Raw genomic sequence first — 26,353 nt, forward strand, 5'->3', positions numbered from 1 at the left:
CGTTTCGGCCGGCAGGTCGCGCGTGAGCGCGGCGCCGAGGCTCGCGGTCGATGGCATGGGCGGCGACCATGCGCCGGATATTGTCGTCGCTGGGCTCGCGATCGCGCTCGAACGCCACCCCGAGGGGCGGTTCCTGTTATTTGGCGACGAGGCCCGGCTTACCCCCCTCCTCGCCCGCCATCCTCGCCTCGCCCAGGCCGTGACTGTGTGCCACGCCGCCGAGGTGATCCCCGGCGATCTCAAGCCGACGGCGGCACTCCGCCTCCGCCAGGCTTCCATGCGGCTTGCGATCGACGCGGTCGCCGCCGGCGAGGCCGAGGGGGTGGTGTCGGCGGGGAATACCGGCGCGCTGCTCGCGCTCGCCAAAATCATCCTAAAAACTCTTCCCGGCATCGACCGGCCGGCGATGGCCGGGATCGCGCCCTCGGCGCGCGGCGATGTGGTGATGCTCGATCTCGGCGCCAATGTGCAATGCGATGCCCGCAACCTGGTCGAGTTCGCGGTGATGGGTGATGTCTTCGCCCGCGTCGTGCTTGGCCTGCCGGCGCCGCGCATCGGCCTTCTCAATGTCGGCTCGGAGGAGATGAAGGGCGATGACCGGCTGCGCCAGGCCGCCGAAATCCTCCGCGCGAGCCCGATCGCGGCGCGCTTTCATGGCTTCGTCGAGGGTCACGACATCGCCGCTGGCACCACCGACGTCGTCGTCACCGACGGCTTTACTGGCAATGTCGCGCTCAAGACCGGCGAAGGCGCGCTGAAGCTGATCGGGCAGTTGCTGCGCCAGGTGTTCACCGCCAGCGTCTCGGCGCGGATCGGCTATCTGCTGGCGAAATCGAGCCTGGAGCGGTTGCGCGAATGGCTTGACCCGCGGCGTTATAACGGCGCGGTGATGCTTGGGTTGAACGGCGTCGTGGTGAAATCGCATGGCGGCACCGACGCGGAGGGTTTCGCCCATGCGATGGATGTCGCGATGGACATGGTGACGCACAAATTCAACGAAAGCATCCGCGAGGGGCTGAGCGGCGTGCTCGCGGCCGCACCGGAAAAAGAGGCGGTGAAGACGGAAGCGGCGGGGGAAACCCCCGCGATCGACGCGGCCGCCGGCCTCGCCGATGCGGAACGCTAAGCCAATGGCGCGCCATGCCGTTCTCGCCGGGGTCGGCGGCTATCTGCCGAAACTGATCGTCACCAACGACGATCTCGCCCGCTCGCTTGATACGTCTGACGCATGGATCCGCGAACGCACCGGCATCCGCCAGCGCCATGTCGCCAGCGCCGAGGAAACCGCGGCGATGATGGGGACGGCGGCGGCGCGGGCGGCGTTGCGCCAGGCCGGCGCCGGGCCGGACGAGGTCGATGCCATCATCCTCGCAACCAGCACCCCCGATCAGGCGTTTCCGGCGACCGCTGTGCGCGTCCAGGCGGCGCTGGGCGTGACCAACGGCTTTGCCTTCGACATCGCCGCCGCATGCTCGGGCTTCATCTATGCCCTCTCGGTCGCCGATGGGATGATCCGCGCCGGGCAAGCCTCTGGCGTCCTGTTGATCGGCGCGGAAGTCTATTCGCGCATTCTCGACTGGCAGGACCGCACCACCTGCGTCCTGTTTGGCGATGGTGCTGGCGCCGTCTTCCTCCATGCCGCCGAGGGCGCGCCGACGGCGGCGACGCCGTGCGTGCTCTCGACCCATCTTCACGCCGATGGCCGCCATGGCGACATTCTGTATGTCGATGGCGCCGTTGGTCTCCGTGAGCGGCCGGGGACGCTGGTGATGAACGGCTCGGCGGTGTTTCGCCATGCCGTCGTCAACCTCGCGGGCGCGGTGGAGGAGGCGTTGGCCGCCAATCATCTCGAGCGCACGGCAATCGATTGGCTGGTGCCGCATCAGGCCAACCGGCGGATCATCGATGCGATGGGCAAAAAGCTCGGCCTCGCCCCCGAGCGGGTGGTGGTGACGATCGACCGCCACGCCAACACGTCTGCCGCCTCGATCCCGCTGGCGCTCGCCGAGGCGGTGGGCGATGGCCGCATCCGCCCGGGCCATCTCGTGCTGATGGAGGCGCTCGGCGGCGGCCTCACCTGGGGCTCGGCGCTGGTCCGGATGTAGCGCGCTGCCGCGAGGCGGAACGATGGGCGGGCAATCCGCTGATCCTAAGGGATTTCTTGACGCGGCCGCGGCTTTTGCCTAGCTTCGGGGCATGGACACCGTGACCCGTGCGCATCTCGCCGAGACGATCTATACCGAGATCGGTCTCTCCCGCAACGACTCCGCCGAAATTCTCGAGACCCTGCTCGCGCGGATCGCAACCGCGCTGGCGGCTGGCGAGACGGTGAAAATCAGCCGTTTCGGCACGTTTTCCGTCCGCCAGAAGGGCCGCCGCATTGGGCGCAACCCGAAAACCGGCGTCGAGGTGCCGATCCTGCCGCGCCGTGTCCTGGTGTTTCGCCCGAGTCAGGTGCTCAAGGCCCAGGTCAACGGCCGTGACTTGCCGGATGACGAGTGATGGCATCCCCGCCGCTGGAGGAGGGTGGCGAGGGCGGGCGAGCCAAGCCGCGCAAGGCGCCGAATGCGTTTCGCACGATCAGCGAGGTCGCGGATGATCTTCACATCCCGCAGCATGTGTTGCGGTTTTGGGAGACCAAGTTTCCGCAGGTAAAGCCGCTCAAGCGCGGCGGCGGGCGGCGTTATTACCGGCCGGAGGATATTGCCCTCCTCCGCCGCATTTCCGCCCTGCTTTACGTCCAGGGTTACACCATCAAGGGGGTGCAGCGGCTGTTGCGCGAGGGTGGCGGCAAGCTCGCCGATGATATCCCGCCGCCGGCGCCCGAGGATGCCGAGCCGGAGGCGCCGCCCCCCCAAACCACCGCGCAGACCGAACTTCCCATCCCCGGCCTCACCCCGCCGGCGCCGCGCCCGCCGCGCCCCACTGCCCGCGCCGGCGACCCGCCGCCCGAGGTTGAGCGCCTGCGCCTCGTCCTCCTCGAAACCCTCCGCTCGCTCGAAGAACTCCGCGCCCTGCTCGATTGAGGCGCCGCCATGGGGAAACGCGCCAAAGGCCGGAGTCTCCAAGATTTTTTTCCCCTGAACGCGGCGGAACAGAGAATTCTTGAGGCCGCAGCGGCGGGCGACTTGGCGGAAATCGGTACAACCCGGCCAGAGGCGGAAAGCGACTCCAATACGGTCCGCGCCACCTTCCTCCGCTTCCTCGCCCTCGGCGGCGATGACGAGGCGCCGGTCCACGAGAGGGGCCTTTGGGTGCAGGGCGCCTGGATCACGGGAGGGCTGGATTTATCCCACGCCGAGATCGCCGGGCCGACGGTGTTCGAACGGTGCAGATTCGATGAAACTGCTATTCTTAGGGACGCAAGAATTGCGGGGCCTTTCTCGCTGGAAGGAAGCCATCTGCCGGGGCTGAACGCCGATCGTTTGACCTGCCGATCTGGTCTGTTTCTTAGAAATGGATTCTCTGCAGCCGGCGAAGTCCGCCTCCTTGGCGCCAAGATCAGCAGCAATCTGGATTGTAGCTGTGGCAAATTCGAGAACCCGAACGGTCACGCGATCAACGCTGACGGTATGGATGTCGGCCTCAATCTCGTCATGAGCCATCGCTTTATAGCTCGGGGTGAAGTCCGCCTCCTCGGTGCGACAATCGGCGGCAATTGGGAGTGTGACGGAGGCATTTTCGTAAACCCCAAAGGAAGAGCAATCAGCGCCGACCGAATGAACGTCAGAGGGTACATCTTTATGAAAAATGGCTTCAAGGCTCGGGGCGAAATCCACCTTAGCGGCGTCACAATAGGCGGAAATTTGGAATGTGACGGCGGCATTTTCGAGAACCAAGGAAAGGTAGCCATACACGCTGACGGAATGAAAGTTGATGGAAATGTCTTCGTAAGGCACGGATTTAGTGCGTTGGGAGAAGTCCGCCTCATCAATGCCTCAATCGGCTGTGATTTTGATTGCAGTCTGGGAAGCTTTTATAGTCAAAATTCTTTTGCTATCAATTTCTAGGGCATACACATCTATGGGGTATTACTTGGCCGCAGCGTGAAAATCTCGCAGGGCGCTGTTGCTTTGGCTTCAGCCCACGTTGGCCGCCTTATCGACGACCTTCGTTCCTGGCCTGACAACACCATCCTTGACGGCTTTGTCTACGGCGCTTTTACGGGCGAAGCATCCACGGCAGCAAAGGACCGGCTGGCTTGGCTCGATAAGCAAAGCCTGGAGCACAGCGGCAAAGCCAAAAATCCGCGCCAATTCCGCCCGCAGCCCTGGCAGCAGTTGCGCAAAGTGCTGCGGGACATGGGGCATCTCGAGGATTCGCGCCAGGTCGCGATCGCGTTTGAGAACCGCAAGCGTTTTTGCGGCGTGATCGGCGAAATTTCCGAGCCGGCTCCAATTATAAGACGGTTCCTCGGCGGCAAGGTCATGACTTTTTCTTCGCCGAAACCGGTTACAAAATGGCGGCGCCTGGAAAGCCGCGCGGCGCGCGGCTTCCATTGGCTTTACGGCTGCCTGATCGGCTATGGCTATCGCCCGGCGCGGCTGTTTTGGATCGTCGTCGCGGTCTGGGCCTTCTCTAGCCTCCTCTTCGACATCGGCGGCCATAGCCGGGTGTTCGGCCCGACCGACCCCCAGATTTTCGACAATCCCGCCTACTCTTCTTGCAACCCCGAGAAAAATCCGCGCGCGAACTGGACACGCTGCCAAACCTTCCCGCGCGCCTATCCCGCCTTTTACCCGCCGCTTTACGCGCTCGACGTGCTGTTGCCCGTCGGAAAACTCGGCCAGCAGGACCATTGGGCGCCGCTCGCGCCCGAGAGAGCGCTCACCACAAAAAACTGGCTTCTCGCTTGGGCAACGTAATTCGTGGTCTGGTTCGGGACGCTGTTCGGCTGGATCGCCGGCCTCCTCCTCATCGCGACCGTCTCTGGCCTCGCCAAACGCCAAGACGATTGATCGCGCCGCGATTTTCGCTGCGACTTGAGGCAGATCATGGCGCGCGCGCCGCGATGCCGCATGATGGCGCGTCATCACCCCCGGACCGGAGGTTTTTTTCCATGCCGTTCAAAGACATTCTGGTGCATTTCGATGGCGGCTTGCGCGACCCGGTGCGCCTCGATCTCGCCGCCCGCCTCGCGGTCAGCCACGGCGCCCATCTCACCGGGCTCTTTGTCGCCGATACCTCGCTGCCGAGCTGGCTCGAAGCCTCCGCCCTCGCCTATGCCGACGCGACCGACGCCGATGCCCTGGTCAGCCGCCTCGAACAAGGGGTGCGCAAGGGCGCGGCGCAAGCCGAGGCGCACTTCAATGAACGCCGCCGCCAAGACGGGTTTCAGGGCGAATGGCGCCTCGTGCACGGGCGTTTGGCGGCGACCGTCGCGCTGCATGCCCGCTATGCCGACCTCACCATCATCGGCCAGGACGACCCGCAAGCGCCGCGCCCGCCGGAAAGCACCGATTTCATCGCCCGCATGCTGTTCACCAGCGGCCGGCCGGTGCTGATCGTGCCAGCCTTTGGCAATTTCCCGAGCCTCGGCGAGCGGGTTCTGATCGGCTGGGATGGCGGGCGGGAAGCGGCGCGGGCAGTCAATGACGCGCTGCCGCTGCTTGAGAAAGCCCAAAGCGCGACGGTGCTGGCGATCAACCCCAACGCCGGCGTGAACGACAAAGAGCGGGTGCCAGCGGCCGACATTGCGCTCCATCTTGCGCGCCACGGCGTTCGCGCCATCGCCAATCACACCGTCGCCAAGGAAATCGGCGAAGCCGACGTGCTGCTCAATGAGGCGTTCGATATCAGCGCCGATCTCCTGGTGGTTGGCGCCTATGGCCATTCGCGCTTCCGCGAAATGCTGCTCGGCGGCATCACACGGCGGCTGCTTCAGGAAATGACGGTGCCGGTGTTCATGTCACACTGAGCGCGGCGGGCGGAAGCCGCGCGCGGATCGCCGCCGCGGCGCTTTCGCCATCGCTCACGTCGAGAGAATGCCAGCCTGGCGCAAGCGGCGGCGGCGTTGGCGTGGTCGCGATCATCCGCGCCAGCACCGCGAGCGTCGCATCCGAGGAATCATCGCGGCGCGCCGCGATCCGTGCCGCGAGAATATCGTGCGGCGCCTCGAGCCAGATGCCGACAAACGGCACCCCAAGCCGCGCCGCCGCTGCTGCTGCCGCGTCACGGAAAGCGGGGTCGAGAAAACTCGCGTCCAGAATGACCACGTGATGCGCCGCAGCCTCGCCCAAGGCGGCGAGAAGGGCGCGCTGCACCGCCGCATGGGCCGCCTGGTCATAGGCAGAGGCGGGAAGCCGCGTCTCCGGCGCGACGCCGTGCAGGCGCTTGCGGATGTCATCGCTGCGCAGCACCAACGCCCCCGGCGCCGGCCCGAGCCTTGGGGCGAGAGCCCGCGCCAGCGTCGATTTGCCGCTGCCCGGCAGGCCGCCGATCGCGAGCACAAAGCCCGCGCCCGGCGGCGTGAGATAGCGGCGCGCGGCGGCGAGATAGGACAGCCCCGCCGCCGCCCCACCCCGCGCCGCCTCGACATGCGCCCGCACCAACGCCCGGAGCGAGAGAAAAAGCCCGAGCACGGTGACCAGCCCGACATCGGCGCGGCGCCCGACATAGCGGTTGAACACCCCATTGGCGGCCTCGCGGCTCACCCGCTGGTCGAGATCCATGAGCAGAAAGGCGATGTCATAGCCGAGATCGATGGTCGCGAGCGTCTCGTCGAACTCGAGCGCGTCAAACAGCGTCGGCCGGCCGTGCCAGAGACAGACATTGCCGAGATGGAGATCGCCATGGGCGCGGCGCACGAGGCCGGCGCCAGCGCGCGCGGCAAGGATAGCGCGGCCGGCATCAAGCGCCCGCGTGGCCGCCGCCGCCCAATCGGCAATGTCGGCCGGCGGCAGCCCGGCGGCGCGTGCTGCGGTTTCATTCTCGGCGATCAGGCGGGCAAAGGCGCCCGGGCTATCCCAACCCGCAACCGGCGCCAAAGCGTTATGAAATTCCGCGACGGTATCGGCCAGCGCCCGCGCGAGTGTGGGCGTGAGCGCGCCACGCGTCGCCAACCGGTCGAAAAAATCGCCCGCCGGCACCGCCGCCATGCGCAACACCCATTCAACGATCTCGCCATCCGCGCTGAACCCGAGCGCGCCGTCTGCTGCCCGCCGGATAGCAACGACATCGCGATAAATCCCTGGCGCGGTGCGGCGGTTGAGCGCCAACTCGCGCCCGAGAAAATGCCGCCGCGCCGCGAGCGTAGAAAAATCGAGATAGGGAAGATGCACCGCCTTCTTCATCTTCCACGCAGTGTCCCACCCGACGAAGACGGCGGAGATATGCGTCTCGTGCGGCGGTGCCCCGGCGAGAGTTGCGAGAAAAGCGGCGCTGGCCCGCTGTTCCTCCGGGATCGCCGCCATCGCCGCGACCGCCGTTCAGGCGCAGTAGCGGCGCAATTCATCCCCCCCGAGCGCAACGAGCGACGTCTGATCGATGATCTGCACCTGATGCACGTCAACGATCTGAATGACACGCTGGCGACGCAGATCGCCGAGGGTGCGGCTCACCGTCTCGACGGTAAGGCCGAGATAATCGGCGATATCGCTGCGCGACATGGGCAGGGCGAAACCGGTCTTGCCGCTGCCCCCGAGGCGTTCCGCGACATCGACGAGAAAACCGGCGACGCGTTCCATCGCGGTCTTGCGCCCAAGCGAGACGATCCGCTCATGCGCGGCGGAAAGCGTGTCGCACAGCACAGCCTGGATGGTGCGTGCCGCCTCATGATCCTCGGCCATGAGGCGTTCGAGATCGCGGCGCGAAAAGCAGAGCAGGCGGGCATCCGTCACCGCCTCGGCGGCGTAGAAATGCCGAGGCCCGCCCTCGAACCCGACCCACTCGCCGGCAAACACGAAATCGCCGATCAGGCGCCGGCCATCGGCGAGCAGCTTCGCGGTGCGGAGCGTGCCGGAAATGACTTGATAGACATGGGTTGCAGCACTCGCCTCGGGGAAAATTTCGCCATCACGGGCAACGCTGATCAGCGGGTGGGCGATCCGCGAAAACGGCAGCGCCGCCGCTTCTTGCGGCACGGCATGGAGATGAGTGGGGCGAAACACCGGCGCAACGGTCCGGGCGGACGATGACGCGAGCATGGGGCGGGGACCTCTCTCTATTGCGTTCTGGCACCGTGATAAAGAAGCCGTCCAACCCCCGAAATCAGGAATGATCCGATCCGTAAAAGTACGGAGGGTGCGGCATTATTGCGCGGCGGGGCCGCGGCCCAGGCGAAACCGCCGCACCGCATCGAGCAAGCGCTCGGGAGCGAGCGGCTTTTCGAGCACGCTCTCCACCCGCGTCGCCGGGGAGAGCGGCTGGCCGAGGCCGTGGCTGATCGCGATCATCGGCAAATCCGGAAATTTCGCCCGGGTTTCAGCGATGACCTCGGCTTCACGACGGCCATCGCGATGGGGATCGAGCACGACGCAAAACACGCCGCTCATCGGCAGAAGCGATGGGCGGTCATGACGGGCTTCGGCGATGACGCCATAGCCATGCGCCTGCAGCAACGCCGCGAGCGAATCCCGCACCGCCGCGTCTTCGCCGATCAGGCAAACCACGCCCTGATGAGGAATAATCGCGCCGCCGCGCACCGATGACATGGGACAGTCTATCACCCTTTGTGTTGGTGCCGCCGAAAGCATCGCCGTCACATCCAGCTTTGATCACTTTGTTGACTAGCGTTTCATTTTTACGGAATCGCGACGTGATTGCCATACGGAGATATCCTTAGCGCCGAAATCCGGTTTGTGCCTCGACAACGCCGACAAAAACTGCGAATTGCTCTCAGTTGCATTGAGCGAGGAGAGCGCCGTGTCGCAGATCGTCATCCCGCCCCGTAGCGCCTTGGCGCAGTTCCTCGCGGTCGCCGGTCCGGGGCTCGTCGTCATGCTCGCCGACACCGACGTCGGCAGCGTCATCACCGCGGCGCAAAGCGGCGCGCAATGGGGATATCGGCTGCTCGCGCTGCAATTCGTTCTGATGCCGATCCTCTATATCGTTCAGGAATTGACGGTCCGGCTCGGCATTTTCACCGGCAAGGGACATGGCGAGCTGATCCGCGACAACTTCGGCAAAATCTGGGCCTATGTCTCGGTCGCTGGCCTCAGCATCGCGGCCACTGGCGCCCTGCTCACGGAGTTTTCCGGTGTCGCCGGGATCAGCGATCTCTACGGCGTGCCGCGGCTCGCGGGGGTCGCGCTGGCGGCGGCATTTTTGCTCGTCGTCGTCTGGACCGGGTCTTACGCGCGCGTCGAACGCGTCGCCCTGGCGATGGGCGCTTTCGAGCTGACGTTTTTCGGTATCGCTTGGGCAAGCCACCCGGCCGCCGGCGCGCTGCTCGGCGGGATAGTGGATATCCCGTTCCGCGACCACGGCTACATGACGCTGGCGGCGGCCAATATCGGTGCCGTAATCATGCCTTGGATGGTGTTCTATCAGCAATCGGCGGTCGCCGACAAAGGCTTGCGGCCCGAGGAATATCGCGCCGCGCGCTGGGATACGGCGATCGGGGCGGTGGTGACACAGCTCATCATGGCCGCGGTCCTGGTGGCCGCCGCCGCGACCATCGGCCGGCTCGATCCCAATGCCAAGCTCGACACCGTGCAGGAACTCTCTCGGGCGATCACCCCCTATCTCGGCGAAGCCTGGGGGCGTCTCGTGTTTTCGATCGGCATTCTCGGCGCCGGCATGGTCGCGGCCATCGTCGCCTCGCTGGCCGGCGCCTGGGGCTGGGGCGAGGTCACCGGGTTTCGCCATTCGCTCGCTCATCGCCCCCGCGAAGCGCCATGGTTTTACGGCATCTATACCGCGATCATCATCGCCGGCGCGCTGATCGTGGTGATCATTCCCGATCTCGTCACCCTCGATATCGCCGTCGAGGTGATGAACGCACTGCTTTTGCCGCTGGTGCTCGGGTTTCTCATCGCCCTCGCGGCCCGGGCGCTGCCCGCCGGCCATCGCTTGCGGGGCGGCTATTTCTGGGTGGTGTTTACGGTCACCGCGCTGACCGCGGCGCTCGGGGTTTATGGCGGCCTGATCAGCCTCGGCAGTTGACAAGTCCACTTTCCGCCGGTCCAGTGGCGGCGGGGAGAAACGTCGATGCGCCTCTGGCTATTCGACCTCACGACGCGCGAACGCCGCACCATGATCGGCTGCTTCGGCGGCTGGGTGCTCGATGCGCTCGATGTCCAGGTCTACAGCTTCATCATCCCGACGCTGCTCGCGACCTGGCGGATCAGCAAGGGCGAGGCCGGCTTGCTGGGAACAGTGGCGCTGCTCGCCTCAGCCCTCGGCGGGTGGGCCGCCGGCGCGTTGGCCGATCGCCTGGGCCGAGTGCGGGTGTTGCAAATCGCCATTCTCTGGTACGCCGGTTTCACGTTTCTCAGCGGATTTTCCTGGAATTTCGGCGCGCTGTTCCTCTGCCGCGCCGGCCAGGGCATCGGCTTTGGCGGCGAATGGGCGGCGGGCGCAGTGCTGATGGGCGAAGCCATCCGCGATCGCTATCGCGGCCGCGCCGTCGGCCTGGTCCAAAGCGGCTGGGCGGTGGGGTGGGCGGCAGCGGCGATACTCTACACGCTGGCCTTCGCGACCCTGCCGGAGGGGCTAGCCTGGCGGGTGCTGTTCTGGATCGGCCTCGCCCCGGCCGGGCTCGTCTTCTGGCTGCGCCGCTACGTCCCCGAGCCTGATCTCTATCGCGCGCAAGCCCCGCGGCGCGAGACCATGGCGCAATTCTTCGCGGTGCTGCACCCACCCTATCTCGCGCGGACGCTGAAAATCTCGCTGATGGTGATGGGCGCGCAGGCGAGCAATTACTCCGTCTCGACTTGGCTTCCGACCTATCTCAAGACCGTGCGCGGCTTGTCCGCCGTCAATACCGGGGGCTATCTGCTGCTCCATATCCTCGGCGCGTTTCTTGGATTCGTGCTCGGGGCGTATTGCGCGGATGCGCTCGGGCGCAAGCCGACGTTTGCGATCTCGGCGCTGGGCTCGGCGGTGATGATCCCGCTCTATCTCTTCCTGCCGCTCGACGACCACATGATCTTGCTGCTCGGCCTGCCGCTCGGGGTGGTGCTCTACATGATGTTCTCGGCGATGGGGCCGTTCATGACCGAGATGTACCCGACCGCGGTGCGCGGCGTCGGGCAGGGTTTTTGCTACAGCGCCGGGCGCGCGGCGGGAGCGCTGTTTCCGGCGATGATCGGCTTTCTCGCCGACCGGCTCGGGCTTGGCCCGGCGATCGCGCTCTTTGGCTTCGCCGCCTGCGCGCTGATGCTGGCAGCGCTCGCGATGCTGCCCGAAACCGCCGGCCGCGCCCTCGACAATGACCCTCTCCCGGAGCCCGCCGATGCCGCCCCCAACCATGCCGACTGAGCGCCCGCTTTGCCCGCCGCCCCTCCCGCCCTCGGCGCCACGCGCGCAGGCGCCGGCCGGCGCGACCGACTGTCATTTCCACATCTTCGGCCCCTATGATCGTTTCCCGCTCAGCCCCGGGCGCAGCTATGACGCACCGGAAGCGGGCATCGATGCCTATCGCGCCATGGCCGGGGTGCTCGGGCTTTCGCGCCAGATCGTCGTGCAGGCGAGCATCTTCGGCACCGATAATGCCTGCACGTTGGATGCCGTCGCCGCCTTCGGCCGCGCGAGCGCGCGCGCGATCGCGGTGATCGATGCCGGCATCACGGCGCCGGAACTCGCGAAACTCGAATCCGGCAACGTCATCGGTGTTCGGTTCAACGCCGTCAGCGGCAACGGCACGCCGCTCGACCAGATCGAGGCGCTCGCCGCCCGGATTGCGCCGCTCGCCTGGCATCTGCAGCTCTATGTCGACGGCGCGGCGCTGATCGCGCTCGCGCCCCGGCTTTCGGAGCTGCCTGTCCCGGTGGTGCTTGATCACATGGGCGGGATACGGGCCGCCGCCGGGATCGACGATCCGGCGTTTCAGGCGCTGCGACGCCTCCTCGATACCGGCCGCGCCTGGGTCAAACTCTGCGGCTATCGGAGTTCCTCGGGACCGCCTTACGCCGATCTCCTGGCGCCGGCGCGCGCCCTCATCGCGCACGCGCCCGAGCGCTGCCTCTGGGGCACCGATTGGCCGCATCCCCATCTCGAAGGCCGCGCCATGCCCGATGACGGCGCTCTCCTCGACCTTCTTTACGACTGGGCCGGGACAGAAGCCGCTGTTCGGCGTATCCTCGTCGATAACCCCGCCATTTTGTATGGATTTGACCGATGAGCACGCTTTTGCATCCCACCACCACAACCGAAACCACGCCGCTGCTGCGCCGTGATGAAAATGGCGTCGCCTTCCTCACCTTGAACCGCCCCGCCGCCCGCAACGCCCTCTCGATCGCGCTGATGACCGCGCTGGAGGCCGAACTCGCCGCGATCGCGCGCGATGAGGCGGTAAAAGTGGTGGTGATCGGTGGCGCCGGGCCAGCTTTCTGCGCCGGCCACGATCTTCGCGAAATGCGCGCGACCCCCGACCGCGCCACCTATGAAGCGCTGTTCTCACAATGCTCGCGGCTGATGCTCGCGATCACCCATCTGCCGAAACCGGTGATCGCGCGCGTCCACGGCATCGCGACCGCCGCCGGCTGTCAGCTCGTCGCGACATGCGATCTCGCGATCGCAACCGAGACCGCGCGCTTCGCGACCCCTGGCGTCAATATCGGGCTATTTTGCTCGACACCGATGGTGGCGCTGACCCGCGCCGTCTCGCGCAAGGCGGCGATGGCGATGCTGCTCACCGGTGAGATGATCGAAGCCCGCGAGGCGCTCCGCATCGGGCTCGTCAATCACGTGGTGCCGGAGGCGGCACTCGATCAGGCGGTCGCCGAACTCGCCGGCAAGATCGCGGGCAAAAGCCCGCTGACGGTCGCGATCGGCAAGGAAGCCTTCTATCGCCAGGCCGAGATGCCGCTCGAAGCCGCCTATGCCTACGCCGCCGAAACCATGACCCGAAACATGCTGGCACGCGACGCCGAGGAAGGAATCGACGCCTTTTTGCAAAAGCGCACGCCGATTTGGCAAGGATGTTAAAGAAGAAGTTGGTTCTTTTTTTGAAAAAAGAACCAAAAAAACTTTTTCCCGTTGGGCAGTGCCTACGGCACTGCCCATTCCGAGAAACGAAAGAGAGTCTTTTTGCTTCTTTTTCTTCAGAAAAAGAAGAGTCTTTCTTGGCCTTGTGGCCCGCTCAGGCGTTGGCGATAGCGGCATTACGCGCCCAGTCATGGGCGTGATCAATACCGTGGTCGTATTGATCGTGCTCGGCGGTGGTTTCGGCGTGGTCGTGGAACTGCGCCGTCTCGGTGCTGCCGGCCATCGCCGTCGTCGAGGCTTTGCCCGCCGAGATCGCCAGCGCGACGGCGTCGAAATAGCTGGTGCCGACCTCGCGCTGATGGCGGGTTGCGGTATAGCCCTCGCTTTCGGCCGCGAATTCCGCCTGCTGCAGCTCTGAATAGGCGGCCATGCCGCGTTCCTTGTAGCCGCGCGCGAGTTGGAACATCGAATGGTTCAGGCTGTGGAAACCCGCCAGCGTCACGAACTGGAATTTGTAGCCCATGCTCGCGATCGCCGCCTGGAAACCGGCGATCTTTTCCGGCGAGAGCTTTTTCTGCCAGTTGAAGCTCGGCGAGCAATTATAGGCCAGCATCTTGCCCGGGAAGCGCTTGTGTATGGCATTAGCGAAGCGCTCGGCCTCCTCGAGATTGGGCTCACTGGTCTCCCACCACAAAAGATCGGCGTAGGGCGCATAGGCGAGCGAGCGGGCGATCGCGTATTCAACGCCAAGGCCGGGGCGGATGCGGAAAAACCCTTCCGCGGTGCGCTCGCCGGTGAGGAATGGCCGGTCGCGCTCATCGACATCGGTGGTCAGCAATTGCGCGGCGTGGCTGTCGGTGCGGCAGAGCAGCACCGTTGGCACGCCTTCGACGTCGGCGGCGAGGCGGGCGGCATTGAGGGTGCGGATATGCTGGCTGATCGGCACCAGAACCTTGCCGCCGAGATGGCCGCATTTCTTTTCCGAGGCCAACTGGTCCTCGAAATGCACGCCCGCCGCGCCGGCCTCGATCATGGCCTTCATCAGCTCGAAGGCATTGAGCGCGCCACCGAACCCGGCCTCGGCGTCGGCGACGATCGGCGCCATCCAATAGGTCGAGACATCGCCCTCGCTCCGCGCGATCTGATCGGCGCGGCGGAGGGCGCCATTGATGCGCTTGACCACCGACGGCACCGAATTCACCGGATAGAGTGATTGATCGGGATACATCTCGCCGGCGAGATTGGCATCCGCCGCGACCTGCCAGCCGGAGAGATAGATCGCTTTCAGCCCCGCTTTCACCTGCTGCATCGCCTGATTGCCGGTGAGCGCGCCGAGGGTGGGAACGAAGGGCTCGGTCTTGAGCAGATGCCAGAGCCGCTGCGCCCCCATTTCGGCGAGCGTGTGGCGGACACGGAAGCTGCCCGAGAGGCGCGCGACGTCTTCGGCGCTATAGTCGCGCTGAATGCCGGCGAAACGTTCCGGGTCGTGCCCGGCCGGGCTGGACATGCCATCCGGGGCGAAAAGCGGGGAGAGAGTCGGGCGCATGGTGGGCTCCTTGAATGCGAACAACACAGCGAAGCAGGATCGCGGTCGTAAAATTTTCACATTGCACTCGCGAAGAAAAGCGGCAAATTAGCGGAAACCCTTGGAACTTGTGGCGACATTGACAGGCAACACGGGGATTTTGTAAAGGCTGTAAATATGACCGGACCGCTGATCGGCCGCACCATCCGGCGCCTCCGCCAGGAGCACGGGCTGACGCAGCAAGCGCTCGCCGCCCGGCTCGGCATTTCGGCGAGCTATCTCAACCTCATCGAACACGACCAGCGCAGCGTCACCGCCGGTCTGTTGCTCAAGCTCGCGGAAATTTTCCGGGTTGAACTCGCCGAGCTGTCTGGCGCCCAGGAACGGCAATTGGAGGTCGGGCTGCGCGAGGTCTTCGCCGACCCGTTGCTGCACGCCGAGACCATTGCCGAGGCCGAGATCGAAACCCTGGCGGCGAGCGCGCCCAACGCCGCCCGCGCGGTGCTCGCGCTCTATCGTGCCTGGCGGGTCGCGCGCGAGGATGCGAGCGGCATCGCGCTGCCCTCGGGGCGGCGGATCCTGCTGCCCAACGAGGAGGCGCGGGACGTGTTCGATGACCATGCCAACTATTTTCCGGCGCTCGAGGCCGCGGCCGAAGCGATCGCCGGCGAACTCGACGCCGCGCCCGCCGAGCGCAACCACGCCATCGCCGAGCGTCTGCGCCGCCATCATGGCATCGCCGTCGTGGTCAGGGCGCTCGAGGGTTTGCGCGCCTATGACGCCGAGGCACGGCGGCTCACCCTCTCGGAATCGCTGCCACGCGAAAGCCGAGGCTTTCACATGGCGTTTCAGCTAGCCCTTCTGGAAGCAGCCGACGCGGTCGAAACGGTACTGGCCGAGGTCAAGCCCTCGACACCCGAGGCGGTCGCACTTATCCGGATCGGGCTTTTGAATTACACCGCCGGGGCGCTTCTGATGCCCTACCTGCCCTATCGCGAGGCCGCCGCCGCGCTGCGCCACGACATGGAGGCGCTGGCGGCGCGCTTTGGCGTCTCGTTCGAGCAGGCCTGCCAGCGGCTTTCCACGCTGCAGCGCCCGGGCGCCCGTGGCGTGCCGTTTTTCTTCCTCCGCGTCGATCCCGCCGGCAATGTCTCCAAGCGATTTTCCGCCGCCGGCTTTCCCTTCGCGCGCTATGGCGGCTCCTGTCCGCGCTGGGTGGTGCACACCGCCTTCGCGAGCCCCGGCGTGGTTCGGGTGCAGGTCGCGGAACTGCCCGATGGCACGCGCTTTCTGTGCTTTGCCCGCACTGTCACCGGCGTTGCCGCGCGCTGGGGCGAGCCGCCGCCGGTACATGTCGTCGCCATGGGCAGTCCGCTCACCTATGCCGCCGATATCGTCTATGCCGAAGGGCTCGATCTCGAACGCGCCGCGGTTGGCATCGGGCTCTCCTGCCGGCTCTGCGAACGCCCCGATTGCCGCTCGCGCGCTTTCCCGCCGCTCGAACACCGGCTCGCTTTCGACCCGCTGCGCCGAGGCGCGAGCCCCTATCCGTTCGAGGCGAAACGTTAGTCGGAAATGCGGGTCCGGAGCAGAGCCCCGGCCTTCCTTTACGCCGCTTCGGTCCGCCGTTCGGCGCGCTTTCTGTCATGCGGGTCGAGATGGCGCTTGCGCAGCCGGATCGCGCCTGGCGTCACTTCCACCAATTCGTCGTCCTCGACATAGGCGATCGCCTGTTCGAGCGACATCCGCCGCGGCGGGGTCAGCAGCATGGCGTCATCCTTGCCGGCGGCGCGGATATTGGTGAGCTTCTTTTCCTTGATCGGGTTGACCTCGAGATCGTTCTCGCGGGAATGCTCGCCGAGGATCATCCCGACATAGACCTTCTCGCCCGGGCCAATGAAGAGCGTGCCACGCTCCTGGAGGTAAAACAGCGCATAATGCACGGCAACGCCATCGGCGTTGGAGATCAGAGCGCCGTTCCGCCGCCCCTCGATCACCCCGCGCCAGGGCGTATAGCCAGCAAAGAGCCGGTTCATCACCCCCGAGCCACGGGTATCGGTGAGAAACTCACCGTGATAGCCAATCAGCCCGCGCGACGGGATGGAGAATACCAGACGCGTCTTGCCGCCGCCCGAGGGCCGCATCTCGACCAGCTCGCCCTTGCGGCGGCCGAGTTTCTCCACAACGACACCGGCATAGGGTTCATCGACATCGACCACCACTTCCTCGAGCGGCTCCTCGCGTTCGCCGGTTTCGGGATTGGTGCGCGTCAGCACGCGCGGGCGGCCGATGGCAAGCTCGAAGCCTTCGCGGCGCATGGTTTCGATCAGGACGCCGAGCTGCAATTCGCCACGCCCGGCGACCTCGAACGCCTCGGTCTCGGCGCTGTCGCTGATACGGATCGCGACATTGCCCTCTGCTTCGCGGTAGAGGCGGTCGCGGATCTGGCGCGAGGTGACCTTGCTGCCTTCGCGCCCGGCAAGCGGGCCGTCATTGATGCGGAAGGTCATCGCCAGCGTCGGCGGGTCGATCGGGGTCGCGGGCAGGGCGGCGACAAGATCCGGCGCCCCGATGGTCTCCGGCACGGTTGCCTCGGCGAGCCCCGCGATGGCGACGATGTCGCCGGCACCGGCTTCGTCCGCCGCCACCCGTTCCAGCCCGCGAAACGTGAGCAGCTTGGTGAGCCGCCCGGTTTCGACGACGCTGCCATCGGCGCGCAGCACCTTGAGCGGCATGTTGAGGCGCGCCCGTCCCTGCTCGATCCGCCCGGTCAGCATGCGGCCAAGGAAATTGTCGTATTCCAGGATCGCGGCGACCATAGCGAACGGTGCCTCGGTCTCGACTTTCGGGGCGGGCACATGGCGGAGGACAAGGTCAAATAGCGCCGAGAGATCGGCGCGCGGCCCGTCTAGCGTCGCATCCGCCCAGCCTTGCCGGCCGGAGGCATAAAGCATGGGAAAATCGAGCTGATTTTCATCGGCGCCGAGGGCTGCGAAGAGATCGAACACCTCGTCATGCACCTCGTCGGGGCGAGCATCGGCGCGATCGACCTTGTTGACCACGACGATCGGGCGCAGCCCGCGCGCCAAGGCCTTGCCAACGACGAACTTGGTCTGCGGCAGCACGCCCTCGGCGGCATCGACCAGCACCAGCGCGCCATCGACCATGTTCAGGATACGTTCGACCTCGCCACCGAAATCGGCGTGGCCGGGGGTATCGACGAGATTGATGCGGGTCTCGCCCCAGACCACGCTCGCGACCTTGGCGAGGATGGTGATGCCGCGCTCACGCTCCAAATCGTTGCGGTCGAGCGCCCGATCAGCGACGTGCTGATTGTCGCGAAACGCGCCGGATTGGCGCAGAAGCTGGTCGACCAGGGTGGTCTTGCCATGGTCGACATGGGCAATGATGGCGATATTGCGTAGGGTCATGGGGATGATCGCGCCTCGGTATGCTGCGCCGCACAGATAGCGAGGCCGGGCCGGGATTGCGAGAAATAAATCAGAGATAAATCCAAGGACTGCCTGCCATGCGCGTTTTCCCTCTCGCCGCCGGCGGTGGGCGGTTTGCGCGCGAAGCTGTGCATGGCATCCTGCCTCAGTGAACGAAACACCCGACACGCCGGCGCTCACCGAGGCAACGCTGCATGAGGCGGCGCTCGCCCATCTCGCCCGCTATGGCGCAACCGAGGCCGGGCTTTTGCGCGTGCTCGAGCGGCGCATTCTGCGCTGGCGGCGCACTGCCACGGGGGATGCCGAAACCTTGGACAGAGCAGCGGCGGCGGCGCGGCTGGCCGCGCGGCGTATCGTCGCGCAGCTCGCCGCGGCGGGCGGCGTCGATGATGCCGCCTTCGCGCACGCCCGCGCCGCCCGCCTTAATCGTTCCGGGCGGTCGCGCCGGGCGATCGCCGCCCATCTGGCAGCCCGCGGGGTTGCGCCCGAAATTGCTGCCGCGAGCCTTCCGGAGACGGCCGAGAGCGAACTCGCCGCCGCCCTGATTCTCGCTCGCCGCCGCCGCCTCGGCCCCTTTCGTACCGTTCCGGAAACCGCGCCGGGGCGCGAACTCGCGGCACTGGCGCGGGCTGGTTTTTCACGAGTCATCGCCGAGCAGGCGCTGGCCATGAGCCCAGACGCCGCGCTCGCCCTGGTGTTGCGCGTCCGGCGCGGCGACGCATGACCACCGCGAGCTTCACCGCCGCAGGCTTCGCGCGCGGCGCCCGGCGCAGCCTCGCGCTCGCGTTGGGGCTCGCGCCGTTCGGGCTCATCGTCGGTGTGCTGGCCGCCGGCAAGGGGCTTTCACTGGCCGAAATCGGGCTGATGAGCGGTTTGGTTTTCGCAGGCGCGAGCCAGATTCTCGCGCTCGATATCTGGGCCCATCCGGCGCCGGTGCTTGCCGTGAGTTTTGCAGCGTTCGCCGTCAATCTGCGCATGGCGCTGATGGGGCCGGCGCTCACGCCGTGGCTTGAGCGGCTTTCGGGCTGGCGGCTTTGGGGCAATCTCTTTCTCCTCGTCGATCACGGCTTCGCGCTCGCCATCGCCGAGGGCCGCAAGGGCGAGCGCGATGGCGGCTTTCTGTTCGGCGCCGGCTTCGCGCTCTGGTGCGCCTGGCTCGCGTGCAGCCTGGCCGGGCACCTTCTCGGCGCCACACTCCACCCACCGCGCGGCCATCCGCTGTTCTTCGCCGCGCTCGCCGCCTTCATCAGCCTCCTGGTGCCGCTCTGGCGCGGCCGCCATGATGCCCTGCCCTGGCTCGCCGCCGCTATCGTCGCACTACCGGTCGCGCATTTTGCGCCGCGCGGCGCTTGGCACGTGGTCGCCGCAGCACTCGCCGGCGGCCTGGTCGGCGCCTTTCGCGAACGCCAGCGCGCCCGGTCATGATCGAAACCAGCAACCTCATCGCCATTCTGGGCATGGCGTTCGCGACCCTGGCCTGTCGGGCGGGTGGATATTTTCTGTTCCGCACCCTAAGCCCCACGCCTTTCCTGCGCGCCATGCTCGGCTACGTGCCGGGGGCGCTGTTCGTCGGCTATGTCGCGCCGGCACTCGCGGCGGGCGGGGTCAAGGAATGGGTGGGGGCGGCGGCGACGCTGATCACCGTTCGGCTTTTTGGCAATGTCGCGATCGGCATTGCCGCCGGCACGGCGAGCGCCTGGCTGGTCTGGCTCGCGCGGTGAGTTTCCAAACCCGCCGCCAGGTGATGACACCGGCGACCCGTGCCGCCGCCCGGCTGATGCTGGCCGGCGCTAGTGCGACCTTTCTCGGCGTCGGCATGCAGCGTTTCGCCTATTCGCTGCTGCTGCCCGCGATGATCGCGGCACGCTGGCTGGGCCCGGGTGCCGCCGGGGCGCTGGGTGCGGCCAATCTCGGCGGTTACCTCATCGGCGCGCTGCTCGGCCCGCTGCTTGGCCAGCGCCTCGGCCTGATCGCGACGCTCCGCGCGGCGATGCTGCTGGCCGCTGGCAGTTTCGTGCTATGCGCCATCAAGGGCGGGTTTCTCTGGTTTCTCGTCTGGCGCATTCTCGCCGGCATCACCGGCGGGACTCTCATGGTGCTCGCCGGCCCCGCGGTTCAGGCGGCGATCGCGCCGCGCTGGCGGGGGTTGGCCGCTGGCCTCACCTTCACCGGGGTTGGCAGCGGCATCGTCTTCGGCGCGCTGATCGTGCCGCTTTTGCTGCGCGACGGGCTCGCCGTGACCTGGCTCGCGCTCGGTTTCGCCGCATGCCTGGTCACCGCCGCGGCATGGCGGCTCTGGCCCGCCGTCGCGCCGGCGCCGCGCCGCGCGCTGTTTGCCGGAACGCGCCACCCCGCGTCATTGCGCCTGATCGCGTCTTACGCCATGGCCGCCGTTGCCGCGACGCCGCATATGTTGTGGTGGCCCGATTTCATCGCCCGCGGCCTTGCGCGCGGCAATGTCGCCGGCGGCGCTTTCTGGCTGCTGTTTGGCATCAGCGCCGCCGCCGGCCCGGCGCTGTGCGGCCGCCTTGCCGATCTTCTCGGCCTGCGCCAGGCGCTTGCGCTCGCGCTGCTCGCGCAAGTGATCGACACCGCGTTGCCGCTGTTTTGGCATACGACGCCTGGGCTCGCGCTCTCCACACTGTTCGCCGGCGCGACGGCGACGGGCGTCTCCGGTCTTTTCCTGCTTCGCACCCGCACCATCGGCGGCGAGGCCGCGCCCGGCCTCTGGAGCCTCGCGACCGCGTCCTATGGTGCGGCACAAACCGCGATCGGGTTCCTGCTCGCCTGGCTTTATGCCACGACCGGCAGCCACCTGCCGCTTTTCGCGGTTGGCCTGGCCGGCGCGGTGCTGACCTTGCCGCTCGCCGACATCATGCCGCGACGCGGCGGGTAGAAGAAAGACGGAAAAAGCTGTTCTTTTTTGAAAAAAAGAACCAAAAAACTTTTATCCGTTGGGCAGTGCCTTGGCACTGCCTCTTGAAGAAACGGAAAGAAGTCTTTTTTCTTCTTTTTCTTCAGAAAAAGAAGATTTTTTCCTTATTCTATATTTATTTACGTGGCGCCCTCTAATGCAGATCAGACCACACCCGGCGCTTGACCGCATAGGTCACACCGGTCAGGAAAACCAGGAACAGGATCACGCGAACGCCGGTTTGCTTGCGCTCTTCCATTTCCGGATTAGCCGCCCAAGTGAGGAAGGTGACGACATCCTTGGCTTCCTGATCGAGGGTCGGCTTTACGCCATCGGTATATTGCACCGAGCCTTCCTGCAGCGGCTGCGGCATCGCGATCTGATGGCCGGGGAAATAGGTGTTGTAATTCATCCCTGACATCAGCTTCACGCCGGCGGGCGGATCGGCATAGCCCGTGAGGATCGCATAAAGATAATCGGCCCCACCCTCACGCGCGAGTTCCAGCACCGACTGATCCGGCGGCAGAGCGCCGCCGTTGGCCGCGCGTGCCGCCTGTTCATTGGGGAACGGCGCCTTGAAGTGATCGGAAGGCTTGCCTGGGCGCTCGATCGGCTGGCCTTCATCGTTCACGCCGCCCGGAACCTGAACGCTCGCGGCGATCGCCTTGATCTGATCCTCGCTGAGCCCGATCCCTTCGAGGTTGCGATAATAAAGCTGATTCAGCGAATGGCAGCTCGAGCAAACCTGCTGATAGATCAGAAAGCCGCGCTGGGCCGAGGCCCGGTCATAGGTGCCGAACGGGCCGTTGAAGCTCCAATCGATATGCGGCAACGGCGGCACCGGAATGTCGGCGGTGCTGATCTCGTGCGCGGGCGCCTTAGCCTCAGGTTTGTCGCCGGAATCGGCCCAGGCGAGGGGCGCGAAGGCAGCAGCGCAAGCGGCGGCCACGGACAGGCTAAGATATTTCAGGCCACGCATTACGCCTTCTCCATCGGCTTAGCGGTCGCACCACCAGGCATCCTGCCGCCGCCGAGCACCGGCCGGCTGATACTCTCGGGCAACGGCAAGGGCCGTTCCAACTTGCCGAGAATCGGCAGAATGACGAGGAAATGCAGGAAGTAATAAAGGGTCGCGAGGCGGCCGATCACCACCCATATCCCTTGTGGCCGGTGCGCCCCGACAGCGCCAAGCGCGAACACCGAAATCACCAAAAGCCAGAATAGCTGGCGATAGATCGGGCGGAAACGGGCGCTCCGCACCGGGCTGGTGTCAAGCCAGGGCAGAACGAACAGCACCGCGATCGCCCCGAACATCATCATCACGCCACCGAGCTTGTTCGGCACCGAACGCAGAATCGCGTAAAACGGCAAGAAATACCATTCCGGCACGATCTCGGCCGGCGTCTGCAGCGGGTTGGCGGGAATGTAATTATCGGGGCTCGCAAAGAAATTTGGCGCGAAAAATACCAACATGGCGAGCACGATGAAAAACACGCAGATACCGACACTATCCTTAATGGTATAGTACGGATGAAAGGGGATGGTGTCCTGCGGTGATTTGATATCGATGCCGAGCGGATTGTTTGACCCGGTGATGTGCAGCGCGACGACATGCAGGAAAACGACGCCAACGATCACGAAAGGCAGAAGATAATGCAGGCTAAAGAAGCGGTTGAGTGTCGGGTTATCGACCGCGAAACCACCCCATAGCCAAGTGACGATGGCTTTGCCGACCAGCGGTATCGCCGAGAACAGATTGGTGATGACCGTCGCGCCCCAATAAGACATCTGGCCCCAGGGCAGAACATAGCCCATGAACGCCGTCGCCATCATCAGGAGCAGGATGACAACGCCGAGCATCCACAGCAATTCCCGCGGCGCCTTGTATGAGCCGTAATAGAGGCCACGGAAGATATGGACGTAAACCACGATGAAGAACATCGAGGCGCCGTTCATGTGCGCATAGCGGATGAGCCAGCCCCAGTTCACGTCACGCATGATGCGTTCGACGCTATCGAAGGCGAGCATCGAATTGGGCGTATAATTCATCGCGAGAAAAACGCCGGTGACGATCATCAGCACCAGATTGACCATCGCCAAGGCGCCGAAATTCCAGAAATAGTTGAAATTCTTCGGCGTCGGGAAAGCGCCATATTCTTTTTGCATCAGGGTGAACACCGGCATCCTGGTATCGATCCAGTTGATCACCGGGTTCTTGAACTCACTCTTGTGCAGGCCGACCATCGCGCGCCACTCCGTTCCGAAAAAATGTCTCAGCCGATCTTGATTTTGGTGTCATTCTCAAAGACGTATGGCGGCAGATAGAGGTTGAGCGGCGCCGGCCCGTGCCGCACCCGGCCCGAAGTGTCGTACTGGCTGCCATGGCACGGGCAGAACCAGCCCCCCCATTCGCCGCGCGGATCGGTCGGCTTGTTGCCGAGCGGAATGCAGCCGAGATGGGTGCAGATGCCGATCAGGACGATCCATTGCGCATGCCCGGCCTTGACGCGGTCGGCGTCGGCTTGCGGTTCGATCAGATCGCTGAGCTTGACGTCTTCCGCCGCTTTGATCTCGGCGGCGGTGCGATGGCGGACGAAGATCGGCTTGCCCTGCCACAGAACGGTGATGCCTGAGCCCTCGGCGATCGGCGCCAGATTGACCTCGACCGAGGAGAGCGCGAGCACGTCCTGGGACGGGTTCATGCTGTCGATCAGCGGCCAGGCGATCGCCCCGGCCCCGACCAGGGCGCCGGCGCCGGCGACCATTTTCAGGAAATCGCGCTTGGTGGCGCCATCTCCCGGTCCATGCCCAGAGCCGGAATGACCTGCACCAGAATGAGAGGAGTGAGCGGCGGTATCGGCCATCATTACCTCGGTCCCCGCGTCTGCCGCGGCGTTATTGCCCTGCGAAACACTACTCGAAGAAACACCACATAAAACAGACCCCCAAAAAAGACCGGGGTTGCCTGCCAGCTATGAGTCGCGCGCATATTAGGCGGGCCCATGAGCGACTGCAACAGACCCCTCGGCGCCGCCCCCGTCAACCCTGGAATCGGGATTGACACAACGATTTTTTCGCGCGCGACGACACACACCATCGACAGAATCTGCTGCCGCCGCCATAACGCCGGATATGGTCCCCCCCCTCCCCCATCACGCCCTGCAAGAGCCCGCCCGCGTTTGGTTCGAGGCGCTGCGCACGAGGATTTGCGCCGCCTTTGAGGCGATCGAGGACGAGGCCGACATCGCCGATGCCCCTCCCGGCCGCTTCCATGCCAAACGCTGGCGCCGCCTGTCTGAGAGCGACGCCAATGGCGGCGATGATGGCGGCGGTGGCGAAATGCGGCTCATGCATGGGCGGGTGTTCGAAAAGGTCGGGGTCAACGTCTCCACCGTCTGGGGCGAATTCAGCCCCGATTTTGCGGCCCAGATTCCGGGCGCCGCCGCGGACCGGCGTTTTTGGGCGAGCGGGATCAGCCTGGTCGCCCATATGCGAAGCCCGCACGTGCCGGCGGTGCATATGAACACGCGCTTGATCGTCACCACCGAGGGGTGGTTCGCGGGCGGCGCCGATATCACCCCCGCGGCCCCCGAGAGCGCGGCCGCCAAAGCCGACGCGGCAGCGTTTCATGACCGCCTGCGCGTCGCCTGCGACGCCTTTGATCCTGATTACTACCCGCGCTTCAAAGACTGGTGCGACCGGTATTTTTACCTACCCCACCGTGGCGAGCGGCGCGGCCTAGGCGGCATTTTCTATGACCATTTGCGAAGCGACGACGCGGCGCGGGATTTCGCCTTCACGCGCGCGGTCGGCGAGGCATTCCTCGATATCTACCCCGAGATCGTCCGCCGCCGCATGCGCGCCTCCTGGACGCCGTCCGAGCGCGAGCACTTGCTCATCCGCCGCGGCCGCTATGTCGAATTCAATCTGCTTTATGATCGCGGCACCCTGTTCGGCCTGAAAACCGGGGGCAATATCGAGGCGATTCTGATGAGCCTCCCGCCCGAAGTTCGCTGGCCTTAGCGCTTTATCCCCTCACGGTGGCGGAAGCGTGAGAGGCAAATCCGTGGTCAACCGGGCAGCGCCGCGCAGTGCTGCGGCCGCTGCCGAGGAAAGCCGCAAATACCAATCCTCGGGCAAGCCGCAGCCATCGGCGTCGAGTGTCAGAAATCCCGGCGTCGCTGCCGCATCGTCTGGCGCCAGCTTGAACAAGGCCGTGCCTTCGTCCACCTCGTCGAACATGGCGCCATAGAGCATGCCCGCCCCGGCATGCACCGCGTTATAGACCTGATGCCAGAAGAACCAGCCGCAGCGCCGTGGAATAGCATTCAATGGATGCGGCCCCGGCGCATGGCGCGCGTCCATCAGATGATGCCAGGAAAATCCGGGAAATATCACCGGCATATGGTCGATCCCGGTCCCCCGCAGCGCGACGATATCCGGGGCGATGCGGGTCGCGGCAAACAGCGCGGCGCCGCGATCATCGCCAAAGCGCCCAACCGCCCAGGGGCTGATGATATCGAACTGATGATAAACCGCGTCCCAGCCGGGATCGTGGCTCGCATCGAAATCATGCGTCCGCCATCCCGCCGGCACGCCGCCGAGCAATGTCACCCCGCCGAACGCAGCACTCTCGCGCCGGAGTGCCGCAAGCAGCATCTCCGCCCCGCCCGGCGTGATCGGACGATCGGGAAAGCCGAGCCCCCAGAGCGCCAGCACCGGATGGCCGCGATGACGGGCATAGGCCGGGCTCGCGGTCAGACCATCGGCTGCGAGCCGATGCCAATCCGCGGCAATCACCCCGAGATCATCATCCGCGAGCCCCGAGAGATCATACATCACGAAGAAAATCCGCCCGTTCGCTACCGCCGCCGCCTGGACATTGGCGAGAACCCGGTCGATCAACGTCCGCGCCTTCGGCTCGCGCAGCGCGATCCCGAAGCGCTGCAACGCAACACCATCCAAGCCATATTGGCGCAGCCGTTGGAAATGGCGATCGACCGTCGCCGGATTTTGCGCCGAATAGACGAAAACCGGCGCCCCCGCCGGGGTTTTCAGTGCGGTCGCGCAGCGCTCTCCGGCGGCAAGCTCGTCGACCGCTGGCAGCAGATCGACCGTCGGCGCGGTGCCGTCGAACCAGTGCACCCAGTGCCCGCCGGTTGCCGGATCGCCGGGGCAGGCAAACGCCCCCTTATAGCCGAGAATGAGCTTATGATCGAGGCTGCTCGCATCGACCGCGCCACCAGCGCTGGCGGCGACGGGCGCCAGTGCGAGGAGAAAGCCCGCAAGGATCGCGAGACCTCAGATCACGCCTCGCGTCAGAAAAGAAAATTGCATTGCCCAGCTCCCATGCTCTTGCCGAGAGAAGCCGCA

The 26,353-nt window shown here is 65.5% G+C and carries 26 protein-coding genes; 17 read left to right on the forward strand and 9 right to left on the reverse strand.

Annotated elements, in window-relative coordinates:
- Positions 1–55 precede the first annotated feature (55 nt).
- From plsX to ACP5M5_RS04695, 7 genes are all read left to right on the forward strand, one after another.
- A complete protein-coding gene (plsX, locus tag ACP5M5_RS04665; RefSeq protein ID WP_427935928.1) occupies positions 56–1,126 on the forward strand; it encodes a phosphate acyltransferase PlsX in 1,071 nt (356 codons plus the stop codon).
- A gap of 4 nt (positions 1,127–1,130) precedes the next feature.
- On the forward strand, positions 1,131–2,105 hold the full coding sequence (locus ACP5M5_RS04670) for a beta-ketoacyl-ACP synthase III (RefSeq protein WP_427935859.1): 975 nt from the start codon (positions 1,131–1,133) through the stop codon (positions 2,103–2,105).
- A 91-nt stretch (positions 2,106–2,196) separates the two neighbouring features.
- Entirely contained in the window at positions 2,197–2,502 is a 306-nt protein-coding gene (locus ACP5M5_RS04675) for an integration host factor subunit alpha (protein WP_427935860.1), read from the forward strand.
- Positions 2,502–3,026 (forward strand): MerR family transcriptional regulator, encoded by a 525-nt coding sequence (locus tag ACP5M5_RS04680; RefSeq protein ID WP_427935861.1) that lies wholly within the window; start codon positions 2,502–2,504, stop codon positions 3,024–3,026. Before ACP5M5_RS04675 ends, ACP5M5_RS04680 begins: the two co-directional genes overlap by 1 nt.
- Before the next feature lie 9 nt (positions 3,027–3,035).
- Positions 3,036–4,010: a hypothetical protein gene (locus ACP5M5_RS04685; protein WP_427935863.1), complete on the forward strand. Its 975-nt coding sequence runs from the start codon at positions 3,036–3,038 to the stop codon at positions 4,008–4,010.
- Positions 4,011–4,301: 291 nt separating this feature from the next.
- Positions 4,302–4,865, forward strand: coding sequence for a hypothetical protein (locus ACP5M5_RS04690; protein WP_427935864.1), 564 nt, complete (start codon positions 4,302–4,304; stop codon positions 4,863–4,865).
- Positions 4,866–5,059: 194 nt separating this feature from the next.
- The gene (locus ACP5M5_RS04695) at positions 5,060–5,917 is read left to right on the forward strand and encodes a universal stress protein (protein ID WP_427935866.1); all 858 of its coding nucleotides are present in this window, start codon (positions 5,060–5,062) and stop codon (positions 5,915–5,917) included.
- Here ACP5M5_RS04695 and ACP5M5_RS04700 read toward each other — a convergent pair.
- From ACP5M5_RS04700 to ACP5M5_RS04710, 3 genes are all read right to left on the reverse strand, one after another.
- Positions 5,904–7,412, reverse strand: coding sequence for an AAA family ATPase (locus tag ACP5M5_RS04700; RefSeq protein ID WP_427935868.1), 1,509 nt, complete (start codon positions 7,410–7,412; stop codon positions 5,904–5,906). The two genes, ACP5M5_RS04695 and ACP5M5_RS04700, sit on opposite strands and share 14 nt — an antisense overlap.
- Before the next feature lie 15 nt (positions 7,413–7,427).
- Positions 7,428–8,144: a helix-turn-helix domain-containing protein gene (locus ACP5M5_RS04705; protein ID WP_427935869.1), complete on the reverse strand. Its 717-nt coding sequence runs from the start codon at positions 8,142–8,144 to the stop codon at positions 7,428–7,430.
- Between the two features lie 105 nt (positions 8,145–8,249).
- Positions 8,250–8,651 (reverse strand): hypothetical protein, encoded by a 402-nt coding sequence (locus ACP5M5_RS04710; RefSeq protein ID WP_427935871.1) that lies wholly within the window; start codon positions 8,649–8,651, stop codon positions 8,250–8,252.
- 211 nt (positions 8,652–8,862) lie between these two features.
- Here ACP5M5_RS04710 and ACP5M5_RS04715 point away from each other — a divergent pair, with 211 nt between their 5' ends.
- The 4 genes from ACP5M5_RS04715 to ACP5M5_RS04730 are packed head-to-tail and all read left to right on the forward strand — an operon-like array spanning position 8,863 to position 13,089.
- Entirely contained in the window at positions 8,863–10,104 is a 1,242-nt protein-coding gene (locus tag ACP5M5_RS04715; RefSeq protein ID WP_427935872.1) for an NRAMP family divalent metal transporter, read from the forward strand.
- Positions 10,105–10,149: 45 nt separating this feature from the next.
- Positions 10,150–11,421, forward strand: a complete 1,272-nt coding sequence (locus tag ACP5M5_RS04720; RefSeq protein WP_427935874.1) for an MFS transporter — start codon at positions 10,150–10,152, stop codon at positions 11,419–11,421.
- The gene (locus ACP5M5_RS04725; RefSeq protein WP_427935876.1) at positions 11,396–12,283 is read left to right on the forward strand and encodes an amidohydrolase family protein; all 888 of its coding nucleotides are present in this window, start codon (positions 11,396–11,398) and stop codon (positions 12,281–12,283) included. The genes ACP5M5_RS04720 and ACP5M5_RS04725 overlap by 26 nt, the downstream gene beginning before the upstream one ends.
- The gene (locus ACP5M5_RS04730; protein WP_427935878.1) at positions 12,280–13,089 is read left to right on the forward strand and encodes an enoyl-CoA hydratase; all 810 of its coding nucleotides are present in this window, start codon (positions 12,280–12,282) and stop codon (positions 13,087–13,089) included. The genes ACP5M5_RS04725 and ACP5M5_RS04730 overlap by 4 nt, the downstream gene beginning before the upstream one ends.
- Before the next feature lie 154 nt (positions 13,090–13,243).
- On the opposite strand, the gene aceA is transcribed toward ACP5M5_RS04730, so the two are convergent.
- Entirely contained in the window at positions 13,244–14,635 is a 1,392-nt protein-coding gene (gene aceA / locus ACP5M5_RS04735; protein ID WP_427935880.1) for an isocitrate lyase, read from the reverse strand.
- Between the two features lie 156 nt (positions 14,636–14,791).
- On the opposite strand from aceA, the gene ACP5M5_RS04740 reads away from it, so the two are divergent.
- Positions 14,792–16,183 carry a helix-turn-helix domain-containing protein gene (locus tag ACP5M5_RS04740; protein WP_427935882.1) on the forward strand — a complete coding sequence of 464 codons (1,392 nt, stop codon included), beginning with the start codon at positions 14,792–14,794 and terminating at the stop codon, positions 16,181–16,183.
- A 38-nt stretch (positions 16,184–16,221) separates the two neighbouring features.
- Here ACP5M5_RS04740 and typA read toward each other — a convergent pair whose 3' ends face one another.
- Positions 16,222–18,045, reverse strand: coding sequence for a translational GTPase TypA (gene typA, locus ACP5M5_RS04745; RefSeq protein ID WP_427935883.1), 1,824 nt, complete (start codon positions 18,043–18,045; stop codon positions 16,222–16,224).
- 169 nt (positions 18,046–18,214) lie between these two features.
- On the opposite strand from typA, the gene ACP5M5_RS04750 reads away from it, so the two are divergent.
- From ACP5M5_RS04750 to ACP5M5_RS04765, 4 genes are read left to right on the forward strand one after another with little or no spacing between them, the layout of a single operon-like run.
- Positions 18,215–18,790, forward strand: coding sequence for a RecX family transcriptional regulator (locus ACP5M5_RS04750; RefSeq protein WP_427935885.1), 576 nt, complete (start codon positions 18,215–18,217; stop codon positions 18,788–18,790).
- A complete protein-coding gene (locus ACP5M5_RS04755; RefSeq protein ID WP_427935887.1) occupies positions 18,787–19,491 on the forward strand; it encodes an AzlC family ABC transporter permease in 705 nt (234 codons plus the stop codon). Before ACP5M5_RS04750 ends, ACP5M5_RS04755 begins: the two co-directional genes overlap by 4 nt.
- Positions 19,488–19,787 (forward strand): AzlD family protein, encoded by a 300-nt coding sequence (locus tag ACP5M5_RS04760; RefSeq protein ID WP_427935889.1) that lies wholly within the window; start codon positions 19,488–19,490, stop codon positions 19,785–19,787. The genes ACP5M5_RS04755 and ACP5M5_RS04760 overlap by 4 nt, the downstream gene beginning before the upstream one ends.
- Positions 19,784–20,962, forward strand: coding sequence for a YbfB/YjiJ family MFS transporter (locus ACP5M5_RS04765; protein WP_427935891.1), 1,179 nt, complete (start codon positions 19,784–19,786; stop codon positions 20,960–20,962). The genes ACP5M5_RS04760 and ACP5M5_RS04765 overlap by 4 nt, the downstream gene beginning before the upstream one ends.
- A 172-nt stretch (positions 20,963–21,134) precedes the next feature.
- On the opposite strand, the gene ACP5M5_RS04770 is transcribed toward ACP5M5_RS04765, so the two are convergent.
- The 3 genes from ACP5M5_RS04770 to petA are packed head-to-tail and all read right to left on the reverse strand — an operon-like array spanning position 21,135 to position 23,847.
- A complete protein-coding gene (locus tag ACP5M5_RS04770) occupies positions 21,135–21,959 on the reverse strand; it encodes a cytochrome c1 (RefSeq protein WP_427935892.1) in 825 nt (274 codons plus the stop codon).
- Positions 21,959–23,224 carry a cytochrome b gene (locus tag ACP5M5_RS04775; RefSeq protein WP_427935893.1) on the reverse strand — a complete coding sequence of 422 codons (1,266 nt, stop codon included), beginning with the start codon at positions 23,222–23,224 and terminating at the stop codon, positions 21,959–21,961. The genes ACP5M5_RS04770 and ACP5M5_RS04775 overlap by 1 nt, the downstream gene beginning before the upstream one ends.
- A gap of 29 nt (positions 23,225–23,253) precedes the next feature.
- Complete coding sequence (petA, locus tag ACP5M5_RS04780) at positions 23,254–23,847, reverse strand: ubiquinol-cytochrome c reductase iron-sulfur subunit (RefSeq protein ID WP_427935894.1); 594 nt, start codon at positions 23,845–23,847, stop codon at positions 23,254–23,256.
- 265 nt (positions 23,848–24,112) lie between these two features.
- On the opposite strand from petA, the gene hemF reads away from it, so the two are divergent.
- Complete coding sequence (hemF, locus tag ACP5M5_RS04785; RefSeq protein ID WP_427935896.1) at positions 24,113–25,003, forward strand: oxygen-dependent coproporphyrinogen oxidase; 891 nt, start codon at positions 24,113–24,115, stop codon at positions 25,001–25,003.
- 12 nt (positions 25,004–25,015) lie between these two features.
- Here the strand turns inward: hemF and ACP5M5_RS04790 are convergent, their stop codons facing one another.
- The gene (locus ACP5M5_RS04790; protein WP_427935897.1) at positions 25,016–26,125 is read right to left on the reverse strand and encodes a glycoside hydrolase family 71/99-like protein; all 1,110 of its coding nucleotides are present in this window, start codon (positions 26,123–26,125) and stop codon (positions 25,016–25,018) included.
- Positions 26,126–26,353: the final 228 nt, after the last annotated feature.

Source organism: Acidibrevibacterium sp. (assembly GCF_049965395.1).
GTDB lineage: Bacteria > Pseudomonadota > Alphaproteobacteria > Acetobacterales > Acetobacteraceae > Acidibrevibacterium > Acidibrevibacterium fodinaquatile.

What these genes read in the sequence shown, in the direction of transcription:
- ACP5M5_RS04690 (WP_427935864.1), top strand. Translation starts at nt 4,302, where the DNA reads ATGGGGCATCTCGAGGATTCGCGCCAGGTCGCGATCGCGTTTGAGAAC.
- ACP5M5_RS04760 (WP_427935889.1), top strand. Translation starts at nt 19,488, where the DNA reads ATGATCGAAACCAGCAACCTCATCGCCATTCTGGGCATGGCGTTCGCG.
- ACP5M5_RS04680 (WP_427935861.1), top strand. Translation starts at nt 2,502, where the DNA reads ATGGCATCCCCGCCGCTGGAGGAGGGTGGCGAGGGCGGGCGAGCCAAG.
- ACP5M5_RS04700 (WP_427935868.1), bottom strand. Translation starts at nt 7,412, where the DNA reads ATGGCGGCGATCCCGGAGGAACAGCGGGCCAGCGCCGCTTTTCTCGCA.
- hemF (WP_427935896.1), top strand. Translation starts at nt 24,113, where the DNA reads ATGGTCCCCCCCCTCCCCCATCACGCCCTGCAAGAGCCCGCCCGCGTT.
- ACP5M5_RS04725 (WP_427935876.1), top strand. Translation starts at nt 11,396, where the DNA reads ATGCCGCCCCCAACCATGCCGACTGAGCGCCCGCTTTGCCCGCCGCCC.
- typA (WP_427935883.1), bottom strand. Translation starts at nt 18,045, where the DNA reads ATGACCCTACGCAATATCGCCATCATTGCCCATGTCGACCATGGCAAG.
- ACP5M5_RS04695 (WP_427935866.1), top strand. Translation starts at nt 5,060, where the DNA reads ATGCCGTTCAAAGACATTCTGGTGCATTTCGATGGCGGCTTGCGCGAC.
- ACP5M5_RS04770 (WP_427935892.1), bottom strand. Translation starts at nt 21,959, where the DNA reads ATGCGTGGCCTGAAATATCTTAGCCTGTCCGTGGCCGCCGCTTGCGCT.
- ACP5M5_RS04685 (WP_427935863.1), top strand. Translation starts at nt 3,036, where the DNA reads ATGGGGAAACGCGCCAAAGGCCGGAGTCTCCAAGATTTTTTTCCCCTG.
- ACP5M5_RS04675 (WP_427935860.1), top strand. Translation starts at nt 2,197, where the DNA reads ATGGACACCGTGACCCGTGCGCATCTCGCCGAGACGATCTATACCGAG.
- ACP5M5_RS04720 (WP_427935874.1), top strand. Translation starts at nt 10,150, where the DNA reads ATGCGCCTCTGGCTATTCGACCTCACGACGCGCGAACGCCGCACCATG.
- ACP5M5_RS04730 (WP_427935878.1), top strand. Translation starts at nt 12,280, where the DNA reads ATGAGCACGCTTTTGCATCCCACCACCACAACCGAAACCACGCCGCTG.
- ACP5M5_RS04775 (WP_427935893.1), bottom strand. Translation starts at nt 23,224, where the DNA reads ATGGTCGGCCTGCACAAGAGTGAGTTCAAGAACCCGGTGATCAACTGG.
- ACP5M5_RS04740 (WP_427935882.1), top strand. Translation starts at nt 14,792, where the DNA reads ATGACCGGACCGCTGATCGGCCGCACCATCCGGCGCCTCCGCCAGGAG.
- plsX (WP_427935928.1), top strand. Translation starts at nt 56, where the DNA reads ATGGGCGGCGACCATGCGCCGGATATTGTCGTCGCTGGGCTCGCGATC.
- petA (WP_427935894.1), bottom strand. Translation starts at nt 23,847, where the DNA reads ATGATGGCCGATACCGCCGCTCACTCCTCTCATTCTGGTGCAGGTCAT.
- ACP5M5_RS04705 (WP_427935869.1), bottom strand. Translation starts at nt 8,144, where the DNA reads ATGCTCGCGTCATCGTCCGCCCGGACCGTTGCGCCGGTGTTTCGCCCC.
- ACP5M5_RS04670 (WP_427935859.1), top strand. Translation starts at nt 1,131, where the DNA reads ATGGCGCGCCATGCCGTTCTCGCCGGGGTCGGCGGCTATCTGCCGAAA.
- ACP5M5_RS04710 (WP_427935871.1), bottom strand. Translation starts at nt 8,651, where the DNA reads ATGTCATCGGTGCGCGGCGGCGCGATTATTCCTCATCAGGGCGTGGTT.
- ACP5M5_RS04755 (WP_427935887.1), top strand. Translation starts at nt 18,787, where the DNA reads ATGACCACCGCGAGCTTCACCGCCGCAGGCTTCGCGCGCGGCGCCCGG.
- aceA (WP_427935880.1), bottom strand. Translation starts at nt 14,635, where the DNA reads ATGCGCCCGACTCTCTCCCCGCTTTTCGCCCCGGATGGCATGTCCAGC.